At 67.6% G+C, this 13,042-nt stretch carries 16 protein-coding genes; 13 read left to right on the plus strand and 3 right to left on the minus strand.

What is annotated here, in order from left to right; genetic code table 11:
- Window positions 1-236: 236 nt before the first annotated feature.
- Window positions 237-2,126 (minus strand): DNA topoisomerase IV subunit B, encoded by a 1,890-nt coding sequence (parE, locus tag SOM39_RS12015; RefSeq protein ID WP_068850819.1) that lies wholly within the window; start codon window positions 2,124-2,126, stop codon window positions 237-239.
- Between the two features lie 162 nt (window positions 2,127-2,288).
- Between parE and SOM39_RS12020 the strand changes: the two genes are divergently transcribed.
- The 9 genes from SOM39_RS12020 to truD all read left to right on the plus strand — a co-directional run bounded on the left by SOM39_RS12020 (window position 2,289) and on the right by truD (window position 8,946).
- Entirely contained in the window at window positions 2,289-2,531 is a 243-nt protein-coding gene (locus SOM39_RS12020; protein WP_068850822.1) for a hypothetical protein, read from the plus strand.
- A 108-nt stretch (window positions 2,532-2,639) separates the two neighbouring features.
- The gene (locus tag SOM39_RS12025; RefSeq protein ID WP_320458483.1) at window positions 2,640-2,903 is read left to right on the plus strand and encodes a hypothetical protein; all 264 of its coding nucleotides are present in this window, start codon (window positions 2,640-2,642) and stop codon (window positions 2,901-2,903) included.
- Window positions 2,900-4,564: a CTP synthase gene (locus tag SOM39_RS12030; RefSeq protein ID WP_068850828.1), complete on the plus strand. Its 1,665-nt coding sequence runs from the start codon at window positions 2,900-2,902 to the stop codon at window positions 4,562-4,564. The genes SOM39_RS12025 and SOM39_RS12030 overlap by 4 nt, the downstream gene beginning before the upstream one ends.
- 77 nt (window positions 4,565-4,641) lie before the next feature.
- Window positions 4,642-4,914, plus strand: coding sequence for a hypothetical protein (locus SOM39_RS12035; RefSeq protein WP_320458484.1), 273 nt, complete (start codon window positions 4,642-4,644; stop codon window positions 4,912-4,914).
- Between the two features lie 119 nt (window positions 4,915-5,033).
- Window positions 5,034-6,323 carry a phosphopyruvate hydratase gene (eno, locus tag SOM39_RS12040; RefSeq protein ID WP_068850835.1) on the plus strand — a complete coding sequence of 430 codons (1,290 nt, stop codon included), beginning with the start codon at window positions 5,034-5,036 and terminating at the stop codon, window positions 6,321-6,323.
- 5 nt (window positions 6,324-6,328) lie between these two features.
- Window positions 6,329-6,679, plus strand: a complete 351-nt coding sequence (gene ftsB, locus SOM39_RS12045; protein ID WP_068850838.1) for a cell division protein FtsB — start codon at window positions 6,329-6,331, stop codon at window positions 6,677-6,679.
- Entirely contained in the window at window positions 6,679-7,374 is a 696-nt protein-coding gene (ispD, locus tag SOM39_RS12050; RefSeq protein ID WP_414715874.1) for a 2-C-methyl-D-erythritol 4-phosphate cytidylyltransferase, read from the plus strand. The genes ftsB and ispD overlap by 1 nt, the downstream gene beginning before the upstream one ends.
- Before the next feature lie 37 nt (window positions 7,375-7,411).
- A complete protein-coding gene (gene ispF, locus SOM39_RS12055; RefSeq protein ID WP_320458485.1) occupies window positions 7,412-7,906 on the plus strand; it encodes a 2-C-methyl-D-erythritol 2,4-cyclodiphosphate synthase in 495 nt (164 codons plus the stop codon).
- Window positions 7,903-8,946 carry a tRNA pseudouridine(13) synthase TruD gene (truD, locus tag SOM39_RS12060; protein WP_320458486.1) on the plus strand — a complete coding sequence of 348 codons (1,044 nt, stop codon included), beginning with the start codon at window positions 7,903-7,905 and terminating at the stop codon, window positions 8,944-8,946. Before ispF ends, truD begins: the two co-directional genes overlap by 4 nt.
- A 20-nt stretch (window positions 8,947-8,966) precedes the next feature.
- Here truD and SOM39_RS12065 read toward each other — a convergent pair whose 3' ends face one another.
- Window positions 8,967-9,506 carry a Smr/MutS family protein gene (locus SOM39_RS12065; RefSeq protein WP_068850850.1) on the minus strand — a complete coding sequence of 180 codons (540 nt, stop codon included), beginning with the start codon at window positions 9,504-9,506 and terminating at the stop codon, window positions 8,967-8,969.
- 187 nt (window positions 9,507-9,693) lie between these two features.
- Between SOM39_RS12065 and surE the strand changes: the two genes are divergently transcribed.
- The 4 genes from surE to SOM39_RS12085 are packed head-to-tail and all read left to right on the plus strand — an operon-like array spanning window position 9,694 to window position 12,554.
- The gene (gene surE / locus SOM39_RS12070) at window positions 9,694-10,473 is read left to right on the plus strand and encodes a 5'/3'-nucleotidase SurE (RefSeq protein WP_184124344.1); all 780 of its coding nucleotides are present in this window, start codon (window positions 9,694-9,696) and stop codon (window positions 10,471-10,473) included.
- Complete coding sequence (locus SOM39_RS12075) at window positions 10,470-11,147, plus strand: protein-L-isoaspartate(D-aspartate) O-methyltransferase (protein ID WP_068850856.1); 678 nt, start codon at window positions 10,470-10,472, stop codon at window positions 11,145-11,147. The genes surE and SOM39_RS12075 overlap by 4 nt, the downstream gene beginning before the upstream one ends.
- A gap of 19 nt (window positions 11,148-11,166) precedes the next feature.
- Window positions 11,167-11,781, plus strand: a complete 615-nt coding sequence (locus tag SOM39_RS12080) for a YqaA family protein (protein WP_068850859.1) — start codon at window positions 11,167-11,169, stop codon at window positions 11,779-11,781.
- Window positions 11,778-12,554, plus strand: coding sequence for a peptidoglycan DD-metalloendopeptidase family protein (locus tag SOM39_RS12085; protein ID WP_217535985.1), 777 nt, complete (start codon window positions 11,778-11,780; stop codon window positions 12,552-12,554). Before SOM39_RS12080 ends, SOM39_RS12085 begins: the two co-directional genes overlap by 4 nt.
- A gap of 91 nt (window positions 12,555-12,645) precedes the next feature.
- Here SOM39_RS12085 and SOM39_RS12090 read toward each other — a convergent pair whose 3' ends face one another.
- Window positions 12,646-13,041: an Mth938-like domain-containing protein gene (locus tag SOM39_RS12090; protein ID WP_068850864.1), complete on the minus strand. Its 396-nt coding sequence runs from the start codon at window positions 13,039-13,041 to the stop codon at window positions 12,646-12,648.
- Between the last annotated feature and the right edge of the window lies 1 nt (window position 13,042).

The raw sequence follows: 13,042 nt of genomic DNA on the forward strand, positions 1-13,042 counted from the left end.
AACGCCCCTTGAGAGTGTCCAGAAAAACTTGACCACCACAGATTCACGGCGCCCCCCGTACCCCCGCACCCGCCGGCCCAGCTCAGACCAAGCGACGGCCACCGGCTGTTCGCCCAGAAGCATGAAGCTGCCGGGCAGGGCCCGGCACTACGGGAGTGTCTGCACCCCCGACGTTTGCAGGCCACGCAAGCGGGCGCAAAAAAAAATCCCGCCGAAGCGGGATTTTTCATCAGCAATCAGACCTCAAGCGAAGCCAGATCGCCCTTGTTCTCCAGCCACTGCTTGCGGTCGCCCGCGCGCTTCTTGGCCAGCAGCATGTCCATCAGCGCGCTGGTCTGCTCGCCATCGTCCACCGTCAGCTGCACCAGGCGGCGGGTGTCGGGGTGGATGGTCGACTCGCGCAACTGGTGCGGGTTCATCTCGCCAAGGCCCTTGAAGCGGGTCACGTTGACCTGGCCCTTGATCTTCTCGCGCTCGATCTTGTCCAGCAGCGAACGCTTTTCTTCCTCGTCCAGCGCGTAGAACACCTGCTTGCCCACGTCCACGCGGAACAGCGGCGGCATCGCCACGAACACGTGGCCCGCATCCACCAGCGACGGGAAGTGCTTCAGGAACAGCGCCGTCAGCAACGTCGCAATATGCAGGCCGTCCGAGTCCGCGTCCGCCAGGATCACCACCTTGCCGTAACGCAGCCCGCTGATGTCCTGCTTGCCCGGATCGCAGCCGATCGCAATGGCCAGGTTGTGCACTTCTTCCGACGCCAGCACGCTGCCCGACGACACTTCCCAGGTGTTCAGGATCTTGCCGCGCAGCGGCATGATCGCCTGGAAGTCCTTGTCACGCGCCTGCTTGGCACTGCCGCCGGCCGAATCACCTTCCACCAGGAACAGCTCCGTGCGCGACAGGTCCTGGCTGATGCAGTCCGCCAGCTTGCCCGGCAGGGCAGGGCCCTGGGTGACCTTCTTGCGCACCACCAGCTTTTCGGTCTTCAGGCGCGCACTGGCACGCTCGATCGCCAGCTGCGCGATCTGCTCGCCCAGCGCCACGTTCTGGTTCAGCAGCAGGCTGAAGGCGTCATGTGCCGCGCCTTCGACGAACCCGGCGGCCTGGCGCGACGACAGCCGCTCCTTGGTCTGCCCGCTGAACTGCGGGTCGGTCATCTTCAGCGACAGCACGAACGACACCCGGTCCCACACGTCTTCCGGGGCCAGCTTCACCCCGCGCGGCAGCAGGTTGCGGAAATCGCAGAACTCGCGCAGCGCCTCGGTCAGGCCCGTGCGCAGCCCGTTGGCGTGGGTGCCGTGCTGCGCGGTTGGAATCAGGTTGACATAGCTTTCCTGGACCAGCTCGCCTTCCGGCAGCCACGCCACCGCCCAGTCCACCACCTCGGTATCTTTCTTCAGCTGGCCCACGAACAGCTCGGCCGGCAGCATTTCGCGCTCGCCCAGCTCAGCCTTCAGGTAATCGCTCAGGCCATCTTCGTAGTACCAGGTGTCCTGCTCGTCGGTGGCCTCGTCGCGCAGCTTCACTGTCAGGCCCGGGCACAGCACCGCCTTGGCGCGCAACAGGTGGCGCAGCGCCCGCAGGTTGTACTTGGGCGTGTCGAAGTACTTCGGGTCGGCCCAGAAGCGCACCCGCGTACCGGTGTTCTTCTTGCCCACGCTGCCGACCACTTCCAGCGGCGTGGCGCGGTCGCCATTGCGGAAGGTGATGCGGTGCTCGCTGCCATCGCGCCGGATATGCACTTCCACCAGCGTCGACAGCGCATTGACCACGCTCACGCCCACGCCGTGCAGGCCGCCGGAGAAGGTGTAGTTCTTGTTGTTGAACTTACCGCCCGCATGCAGCCGGGTCAGGATCAGCTCCACGCCGGGCACCTTCTCTTCCGGGTGGATGTCCACCGGCATGCCGCGGCCGTCATCGGTGACCTCGCAGCTGCCGTCCTTGTACAGGGTGACCTCGACCGTCCGGGCGTGCCCGGCCAGCGCTTCGTCCACGGCGTTGTCGATCACTTCCTGCGCCAGGTGGTTCGGGCGCGCGGTGTCGGTATACATGCCCGGGCGGCGCTTGACCGGGTCCAGGCCGGACAGGACTTCAATATCGGCGGCGTTATAGCGGGTGTTCATCTGTCTTCATAAAGCGCATAGCGACGGCGAAGTTTGCGGTCTGGCCGGTTTTTTTGCACGCCGCACGTTCAGGGGCCGGCCGAAGAGCGCGCGATAGACTGTAGGGGATGGGAAAACCGGAACCCCGGCACCCCATCCCCAGCCATACGCGAGGAGACCCCCATGAAGAAGTTGCTGACCATCGTTGCCATTGCCGCCGCCGTCGTGGCCGTGCCGCTGGCAATGGCGCAGAACGCCGGACAGGGCCAGTCCACCGCGCAGCAGGGCGAGCAGGCCGAGGCCAAGGCGCAGTCCGAAGCCGACGCCAAGGCCAAGCGCCGCGCGGCCGCCAACGCCGAAATGAAGGCCAAGGGCCAGCAGGCGCCCCAGCAGGAAGAGGAAGAAGAGGCCAAGAAGAAGCGCTGAACCGGCGTTTCGGCTTCCCCGACGCCCCGGCTTGCCGGGGCGTCTTCGTTCGTGCCCCTTGGGCTGGGCGCCCTCAATCTGTAAACTATGGCTTTCCGGGAGCAGTACGTGTCATCCATCAGCGAATGGACTGGTCTGGTCGTGCGCGGCCGCCAGCAGGGTAGGCAGGAGGTGACGGTCCCAACGGCGACCGGCACGGCCGACCCGACCTCGCCGACCGGCCGCCACGTCATCGCTCCCCTGATCCTGGCCCTGGCGCGTGAACATCCCGCCGCCGCCGCCCGGATCCTCCCCGATTCCCCCTTCACGACGTCCGCCGCCCCGCGCGCCGGCGCCGTTTCCCCCTTCCTGACAGGACACCCCCAGCCATGACTCCCTTGATCTTCGTAACCGGCGGCGTGGTTTCCTCGCTCGGCAAAGGCATTGCCGCCGCCTCGCTCGCCTCCATCCTCGAAGCCCGTGGCCTGAAGGTCACGATGATGAAGCTCGACCCGTACATCAACGTCGACCCGGGCACCATGAGCCCGTTCCAGCACGGCGAGGTGTACGTCACCGACGACGGCGCCGAGACCGACCTGGACCTGGGCCACTACGAGCGCTTCGTGCGCACCCGATTGAGCCGGAAGAACTCGGTCACCACCGGCCGCATCTACGAGAACGTGATCCGCAAGGAGCGCCGCGGTGACTACCTGGGCGCCACCGTGCAGGTCATCCCGCACATCACCGACGAGATCCGCCGCTGCATGGACGAAGCCACCGAAGGCTTCGACGTGGCGCTGGTGGAAATCGGCGGCACCGTGGGCGACATCGAATCCCTGCCGTTCCTGGAAGCCATCCGCCAGGTGCGCACCGAGCGCGGCCCGGAGAAGGCCCTGTTCATGCACCTCACCCTGGTGCCGTACATCGCCGCCGCCGGTGAGCTGAAGACCAAGCCGACCCAGCACTCGGTCAAGGAACTGCGCTCGATCGGCATCCAGCCCGACGTGCTGCTGTGCCGTTCCGAGCAGCCGGTGCCCGACTCCGAGCGCCGCAAGATCGCCCAGTTCACCAACGTCTCCGAGCGCGCCGTGATCAGCGTGCCCGACGTCGACGTGCTGTACCGCATTCCGATGGGCCTGCACGCGCAGGGCCTGGACGAGATCGTCATCAACCAGCTCAAGCTCGGCGACAAGGCCGGTCCCGCCGACCTGCACGAATGGGAAGCCGCGCTGGATGCCACCCTGCACCCGGTGGATGAAGTCACCATCGCCGTGGTCGGCAAGTACGTCGACCACCAGGACGCCTACAAGTCGGTCGGCGAAGCGCTCAAGCACGGCGGCCTGCGCCAGCGCACCAGGGTCAACCTGAAGTGGCTCGAAGCGCAGGACCTGGAAGGCACCGACATGGCGGCGCTGAAGGATGTCGATGGCATCCTGGTGCCGGGTGGCTTCGGCGACCGTGGCTTCGAGGGCAAGGTGCTCACCTCGCAGTTCGCCCGTGAACAGCAGCTGCCGTATTTCGGCATCTGCTACGGCATGCAGGCCGCCGTGGTCGATTTCGCCCGCAACGTGGTCGGCCTGGAGGGTGCCAACAGCACCGAGAACGACCGCCAGTCGCCCAACCCGGTGATCGGCCTCATCACCGAATGGCGCACCGCCACCGGCGATGTGGAAAAGCGCGATGACAAGAGCGATCTCGGCGGCACCATGCGCCTGGGCCTGCAGGAGCAGCGCCTGAAGCCCGGCACGCTGGCCCGCGAGCTGTACGGCAAGGACGTGGTGTCCGAGCGCCATCGTCACCGCTACGAGTTCAACAACCGCTACCGCACCCAGCTGGAAGATGCCGGCCTGGTGATTGCCGGCAAATCGATGGACGACACCCTGGTGGAAGTGGTGGAGCTCTCGCGCGACCAGCATCCGTGGTTCCTCGCCTGCCAGGCGCACCCGGAATTCCTGTCCACCCCGCGCGATGGCCACCCGCTGTTCATCGGCTTCATCCGTGCCGCGCGTGAGCGCAAGGCCGGCGGCGCGCTGCTGCAGGAAGCAAGCGCCTGAGCCAGGACCCGTGGGCGGCGCAGCTGGCCCGTCGCCAGCGCCGCCACTGGCGGGCGTGGCCCTGGGGCTGGGCAGCGTTGGTCCTGTCGACAGCCAGCTGGGGCTGCGCGTTCGTGCTCATGGTGCTGGTGTTTTCCGCAGTGGGTTCGCCCGGTGACGGCAGCCATGCCGTCCAGGCCGTCGCCACGCCCATCAACCTAACCCTGGCGCTGGGCGCAACCTGCGCGCTGGGCACCGTGCTGGCCGGCGTGCTGGCGTTGCGCCTGCGCCGCCAGCCGGCCGGTGGCGGCGCCGCGCTGGGCCTGCTGGGCCTGCTGCTGCTGGTGCTGCTGCTGCCCTCCCTGCTGTAGCCCCTGGCGCTTTCCGCGCGCGGATTTGGCAAGCGGGGGGCAGGTGGGGATAATCACGCGGCACGTTTCAACGCATTGATTTTTGGCGTTCCCCCTTTCTGACTGGTAACCGGCCCGCTATGACCACGATCCGCAGCATCCACGCCCGTGAAATCCTCGACAGCCGTGGCAACCCCACGCTGGAAGCCGAAGTCACCCTGGAGGACGGCTCGTTCGGCCGTGCCGCCGTGCCGTCGGGTGCCTCCACCGGCACCAAGGAAGCGGTCGAACTGCGCGATGGCGACAAGACCCGTTACCTGGGCAAGGGCGTGCGCAACGCCGTCAACAACGTCAACACCACCATCGCCTCCGCGCTGAAGGGCTTCGACGCGGCCGACCAGGAAGGCCTCGACCGGCGCCTGATCGACCTGGATGGCACCGAGAACAAGGGTCGCCTGGGCGCGAACGCACTGCTGGCCGTGTCCATGGCCAATGCCCATGCCGCCGCTGCCGCCAACAAGCAGGCGCTGTGGCAGTACCTTTCCAAGGGCAGCACCGATGTGAGCCTGCCGGTGCCGATGATGAACATCATCAACGGCGGGGCGCATGCCGACAACAACGTCGACTTCCAGGAATTCATGGTGCTGCCGGTCGGCTTCACCTCGTTCTCCGAAGCGCTGCGTGCCGGTACCGAAATCTTCCATTCGCTCAAGTCGGTGCTCAAGGGCCATGGCCTGAGCACGGCGGTGGGCGACGAAGGCGGCTTCGCGCCGGACTTCCGCAGCAACGTCGAAGCGCTCGACACCATCCTCGAGGCGATCGGCAAGGCCGGCTACACCGCCGGCGAAGACGTGCTGCTGGGCCTGGACGTGGCCTCCAGCGAGTTCTACGAGAACGGCAAGTACAACCTGGTGGGCGAGAACAAGCGCCTGACCTCCGAGCAGTTCGTCGATTTCCTGGCCGACTGGGCCGCCCAGTACCCGATCATCACCATCGAAGACGGCCTGGCCGAGAACGACTGGGCCGGCTGGAAGCTGCTTACCGACCGCATCGGCAAGAAGGTGCAGCTGGTCGGCGACGACCTGTTCGTGACCAACCCGAAGATCTTCAAGGAAGGCATCGAGTCCGGCACCGCCAACGCGATCCTGATCAAGGTCAACCAGATCGGCACCCTGACCGAGACTCTGGAAGCGATCGCCATGGCGCACCACGCCAACTACGCTGCGGTGGTCTCGCACCGTTCGGGCGAAACCGAAGACACCACCATCGCCGACATCGCCGTGGCCACCACCGCCACCCAGATCAAGACCGGCTCGCTGTGCCGCAGCGACCGCGTGGCCAAGTACAACCAGCTGCTGCGCATCGAGGAAGCCCTTGGTGCCGGCGCGCGTTACGCCGGGCGTGACGCGTTCGTGTCGCTGAAGCGCTGATCCGCATGCGCAACTGGCGCTGGCTGCTGCTGGTGCTCGCGGTACTGCTGGCATGGCTGCAGTACCGCTTCTGGTTCGGCCCGGGCAATTCGGGAGAAGTGATGTCGCTCGAAGCCCAGGTCGAATCCCAGAAGCGCGACAACGCCGGCCTGCAACAGCGCAATGATGCGCTGGCGGCCGAGGTCAAGGACCTCAAGGAAGGCGAGGCCGCCATCGAAGAGCGCGCGCGCAGCGAGCTGGGCATGATCAAGCCCGGTGAGAAGTTCTACCGCGTGGTCGAGAACGCACCGGTGGCGGCGCCGCGTGCGCCGGCGCTGGCCGCCGACCCGAACGCGCCACACCCGGACGTGCCCTGATGGGCAGTGTCTGGGCCGTGGTTCCGGCCGCCGGCCGAGGTACCCGCTTCGGCAGCGACACGCCCAAGCAGTACCTGGTCGCAGGCGACCGGGTGCTGTTGGCGCACACCCTGGAAGCCCTGCTGTCACACCCGGTCGTGGCCGGGGTGATGGTGGTCATCGCCGAGAACGATGTCGACTGGCCGGGCTGGCAGTCGTTGGCCGACAAACCGATCCTGACCTGCATCGGCGGGGCGACCCGCGCTGCCTCGGTGCTGGCCGGCCTGCAGGCGCTGCCTGACAGCGTGCGGGCCGACGATTTCGTGCTGGTCCACGATGCTGCGCGGCCGAACCTGGCCGCAGCCGACCTCGGTCGCCTGCTGGAAGTGGGGCGTGCCGATCCGGTCGGCGCGATCCTGGCCGCGCCGGTGCGCGATACCCTCAAGCGGGCCGGCGACGACGGCGGCATTGATGGCACCGAGCCGCGTGCGCGCCTGTGGCGCGCGCTGACCCCGCAGCTGTTCCGCCGACACCAGCTGGCCCGCGCGCTGCAGGACGCGGCCGCCGCCGGCGTGGACGTCACCGACGACGCCATGGCGATGGAGCGCCAGGGCCTGCGCCCGTTGCTGGTCGAGGGCAACGAGGACAACTTCAAGGTCACCACCCCGGCCGATCTGTCCCGATTCGAATTCGAGCTGTCGCGCCGCGGCTCCTGAGCCCGTCCGCGCCGGCCATCACCGCAGGTTTTTTGCCATGAACACCCCGTTTCCTCCGGTCCGCATCGGGCAGGGTTATGACGTCCACGCCTTCGGCGAGGGCGACCACATCATGCTCGGCGGCGTGCGCGTCGCGCACAGCTGTAGCGTGCTGGCGCACAGCGATGGCGATGTGATCCTGCACGCTTTGTGCGATGCCATGCTGGGCGCGCTGTCGCTCGGCGACATCGGCCAGCACTTCCCGCCGTCGGACATGCGCTGGAAGGATGCCGACAGCAGCCGCTTCCTTGACCACTGCAACAGCCTGCTGCGCGAACGCGGCTGGCAGGTCGGCAACACCGACATCACCGTGATCTGCGAGCGGCCCAAGGTCGGCCCGCATGCCTTGGCCATGCGCGAGCGCATTGCCGGACTGCTTGGCATCTCGCTGGATGCGGTGAGCGTCAAGGCCACCACCTCCGAGAAGCTCGGTTTCACCGGGCGCGGCGAGGGAATCGCTGCACAGGCCGTCGTACTGTTGGTGGCGCTGTGATCCCCTTGCCGCTGGCCTTCGGCGAGCCGCTGCTGCGCGCCGACATCCGCACCGTCCCGGAAGATTTCCAGGTGGACGAACTGCCGGCGTTCGAGCCCACCGGGGAAGGCGAGCACCTGCTGCTGACGATCCGCAAGCGTGGTGCCAACACCGTGCATGTGGCCAAGCTGCTGGCGAAGTGGGCGGGGCTGCCGGACATGGCGGTCAGTTATGCCGGCATGAAGGACCGGCATGCGGTCACCACCCAGCGCTTCAGCGTGCACCTGCCCAAGCGCATCGCGCCTGACATCGCGCTGCTGGCCTCGGATGAAGTGGAGGTGGTCGAGTCCACCTGGCACAACCGCAAGCTGCAGCGCGGCGCGCTGGCCGGCAACCGGTTCCGGCTGGTGCTGCGCAGCGTGCAGGGCGAGGCGAAGGCGATCGACGAGCGGCTGTCGCTGATCGCCGCGCGTGGCCTGCCGAACTGGTTCGGCGAGCAGCGCTTCGGCCGCGATGGCGGCAACGTGCCGGCCGCACTGGCCATGTTCGGCGGCCGCCGCGTGCGCCCCGACCAGCGCTCGCTGCTGCTTTCGGCCGCGCGCTCGGCGCTGTTCAACCAGGTGCTGGCCGAACGCGTGGCGCAGGGCAACTGGGACAGCCCGCTGGAGGGTGAAGTGTGGATGCTCGATGGCAGCCGCAGCGTGTTCGGTCCCGAACCGTGGACCGACCTGCTGGCGGATCGCCTGGGCCGCTTCGACATCCATCCCAGCGGTCCGCTGTGGGGCGAGGGTGAGCTGCGCAGCACGGGTGCAGCGGCTGAGCTGGAGCTGGGCGCGATCAGCGACGAGCAGTCGGTGCAGCTGCGCACCGGGCTGGAAGGCGCGCGCCTGAAGCAGGAGCGCCGCGCGTTGCGGTTGCGCCCGTCCAACCTGCAGCATCGCTGGCTGGAAGCCGATGTGCTCGAGCTGACCTTCGCGCTGCCGCCGGGGTGTTATGCCACCGCCGTGCTGCACGAGCTGGGTCCGGTGGACGACGCCAGCAGCGCTTCGTCGAACGAGTGATTTCTACGTGGTGCGGGCGATCACCGTCGCGCCAACAGCACCAACACCGCCCCCGTCCCGCCTTGCCCGGCGGGCGCCGAATGAAACGCCAGCACGTCATTGCGCTGGCGCAGCAGCCGGTCCACCAGGTTCTTCAACACCGGTGCACCGCCGTCGGACTGCAGCCCCTTGCCGTGGATGATGCGCACGCAGCCGTGCTCGTGCGCATGCGCTTCCAGCAGGAACTGGCGCAGCAGCGTCTCCGCCTGGGCCACCGTGGCACCGTGCAGGTCCAGCTCGTCCTGCACCGAATACTGCCCGCGCTTGAGCCGCTGGAACATCCGTGCCGGCAGGTTCTCGCGCCGGTAGCTGGCGGTGTCGCCGGCCTCCAGCGGGCTGCTGTCGCGAAGCAGCCTGGCGAATTCCCCGCGCGCGGCGTCCTCGTCCTGTTCGGCCATGCGCGCACGCGGCTTCGGTCGGGGTGTCGCCGGTGGCGCAGCCACCGGTTTGCGCAGCGGCGTGACCTCGCCGATGGCGGCGCGGAACAGTGCGGCCGGATCTTCGTCTTCAGGATGTGACATGCGTACAGCCTAATGCCCTGAATCGGCCGTGCCTACCTCCCGCCGGGGTAGGCCGATCTGCCCGCTTGCGGCACAATAGCTGACGCACTTGCGCGGTCGGTGATCCCGAAACGGGTGAAGGCCGGCCCCGCCAACGCTGGAAAGTGATGGAAATGAAGTCTTGAACAATCAAGCGGTTAAAACCCAGATGCGGATCCTGGTCAGCAACGACGACGGCGTCGATGCCCCCGGCATCAGGATGCTCGCCTCCGTGCTGCGCGAGGCCGGCCACGAAGTGATGGTGGTCGCCCCCGACCGCGACCGCTCCGGCGCCAGCAACTCGCTGACCCTGGACCTGCCGGTGCGGGTCAAGCGCATCGACCACTACACCTGTTCGGTAGCCGGCACCCCGACCGACTGCGTGCACCTGGCGCTGACCGGCCTGCTCGAATACGACCCGGACATCGTGGTGTCGGGCATCAACAACGCAGCCAACCTGGGCGATGACGTCATCTACTCCGGGACCGTGTCGGCGGCGATGGAAGGGCGTTTCCTCGGCCTGCCGGCGGTGGCGATGTCGCTGGTCACCCACAACCACGACCCGCGCAATTTTGAAACCGCCGCGCGTGCCGCCGTGGAGATCGTCACCCGGCTCAAGGCCGACCCGCTGCCGGCCGACACCATCCTCAACGTCAACGTGCCCGACCTGCCGTGGGCGGAGGTGCGTGGCTTCGAAGTGACCCGGCTGGGCAACCGCCACCGTGCCGAAGGCTGCATTGCCCAGCGCGACCCGCGCGGCAATGAAGTGTTCTGGATCGGCCCGGCCGGCCGCGAACAGGATTCGGGCCCGGGCACGGACTTCCATGCCGTGCGCAACGGATTCATCTCGATCACGCCGATCCAGGTCGACCTGACCCGCTACCAGGCACTGGAGAAGGTCGCCAGCTGGGTAGGCGGGCTGACCGCCGCGCTGGACCGGCCGGCATGAGCCAGCGCCTGCGCCTGCAGCCCGAAGCGGTCGGGATTGGCATGACCTCCCAGCGCGTGCGCGACCGCCTGGTCGAACGCCTGCGCGAGAGCGGCATTGCCGACGAAGCCACCCTCAATGCGATCCGGGTGGTGCCGCGGCATCTGTTCATCGACGAGGCCTTGGCCTCGCGCGCCTACGAAGACACCGCACTGCCGATCGGCCACGGCCAGACCATCTCCCAGCCGTGGGTGGTGGCGCGGATGACCGAAGCGGTGCTGCAGTCGGCGCCGAAGAAGGTGCTCGAAGTGGGCACCGGCTCGGGCTACCAAGCCGCCGTACTCGGTGCGCTGGGGCTGGAGGTCTACACCGTCGAGCGCATCGGTGACCTGCTGCGCCAGGCGCGCAAGCGCTTCCGTGCGCTGGGCATGAACATCCGCAGCAAGCACGACGATGGCCGCATCGGCTGGGCCGAACACGGGCCGTTCGACGCCATCGTGGTGACCGCGGCCGCGCCGGCGCTGGTCGATGCGCTGGTCGAGCAGCTGGCCGTGGGCGGGCGCCTGGTCGCGCCGGTCGGTGGGGCCGGGGCGCAGTCGCTGATCCAGCTGACCCGCCGCGACGACGGCAGCGTTGAACAGCAGGTACTGGCACCGGTCACGTTCGTGCCGCTGCTGTCTGGCATGCTGGACTGATTCCAAGGAGCGTTGCGTCATGAAGATTTTTGGTCCGCTGTACGAGCGGGCGATGAAGTGGGCCGCGCATGAGCGCGCCCCGACCTACCTGACGGTGCTCAGCTTCATCGAGGCGATCATCTTCCCGGTGATGCCCGAAGTGATGCTGGCACCGATGTGCGTGGCCCAACCCAAGCGCGGCTGGTGGTTCGCCACGCTCAGCCTGGCCGGCTCGATGGCCGGTGCGCTGGTCGGCTATGCGCTGGGCCACTACGCGTTTGAAGCGGTCAAGCCGCTGTTCGCCGCGATGGGCATGCTGACCAGCATTGAAGGCGGCATCGCCATCGTGCAGGCCAAGATGGCCGAATCCCCGTGGGCGGTGTTCACCTTCCTGGTGCTGGGCGGCTTCATGCCCATCCCGATGAAGGTCTTCACGTGGGCATCGGGTATCGTCGGGGTGCCGCTGCCGCAGTACTTCCTGAGCATGTTGATCGGGCGGGGCAAGCGCGTGTACGTGCTGGCGGCCGTCATCCGCATTGGCGGGGCGCGCGCCGAAGCCGCGCTGCGGCGTTGGATTGAACCGCTGGGCTGGATCGCCACCGTACTGGTGGTGGGTCTGGTGGCCTGGCTTGTCTGGAGAGCGAAGTTCGCATGAGTGCTGATCGTATGCGCGGGGCCACACGGCTGACCGCCCTGCTGCTGGTGGTGTCCACCCTGAGTGCCTGCGGCACCGCCACGGTGGTCAAGCCGTCCGGCGGGCGCACCACGCACACCACGCCGCAGACGTCGGTAGCCAAGCCGGGGCAGACCGCCGTGGTTCGCCGTGGCGACACCCTCTACGCGCTGGCACGCATCCACAACATCACCCCGCGCGACCTGGCCGCTTGGAACGGGCTGGGCGAGCCGTACACCATCTATCCCGGGCAGGTCATCCGCCTGTACCCCGGCAGCAGCCCGGGCCGCGCGCCGACCACCGTGGTGACTGCGCCGCGTCCGGGCACCGGTTCGACGCCTGCGCCTGCGCCGACCCCGTCGCCGACCACGGCCATCAAGAGCAACATCGACTGGCGCTGGCCGGCCGATGGTGCGCTCGTGGGCCGCTTCGTCGGCGCCGATGTCACCAAGCAGGGCGTGGATATCGCCGGCAGCAGCGGCCAGCCGGTACGCGCCACCGCGTCGGGCGTGGTGGTCTATTCCGGTGCCGGGCTGGTCGGCTTCGGTGAGCTGATCATCATCAAGCACAACGATCAGTGGTTGTCGGCCTACGGCCACAACCGCAAGCGGCTGGTCAACGAAGGCCAGAGCGTGAAGGCCGGCGAGCAGATCGCCGAGATGGGCCGCACCGGTACCACCCGCGACATGCTGCACTTCGAGATCCGCTACAACGGCAAGCCGGTCGACCCGCTGCTGTACCTGCCCCCCAAGTGATCGCGCAGCCACGCAGGGCGTGGCGCTACCGCGGCGGAACCCACAAAAAAGGCTGCCAACGGCAGCCTTTTCTGAACGAAATCAACCCATTTCAGCCCGGCAGGAGGATCGCCGCCGCTACATTGCGGCCTTCACCTGCAAGCAGGTTGAATGTCCTGGCGGCCGCTCCGTTGTCCATGACCTCGATGCCGATGTTGCGGGTCAGACAGGCCCCCATGACCGCCGCGGATGGGAATTGCTGCTTTTCCCCCGTTCCAAGGATGACCAGTTCCGGCTGCTGGGCCAGCACCGTGGCCAGGTGGTCCGGGGTCAGCTCCTTGACGCTGGCGGGTGCGGGCCAATCTTCCAGCAATGCCTGCGGGGTGACGATGAAGCTCTTCACCACCCGCCGGGTGCCGGCGTTCACGCGGTCTTCGAACACCACCGAGTCGGCGCCGACGATGCGGAACGCATAGGCAAAATCCGGGATTTCGTGGTTCAGCTGCATG

The sequence above is a fragment of the Stenotrophomonas sp. CFBP8994 genome, from assembly GCF_034044835.1.
Classification (GTDB): domain Bacteria; phylum Pseudomonadota; class Gammaproteobacteria; order Xanthomonadales; family Xanthomonadaceae; genus Stenotrophomonas; species Stenotrophomonas rhizophila_A.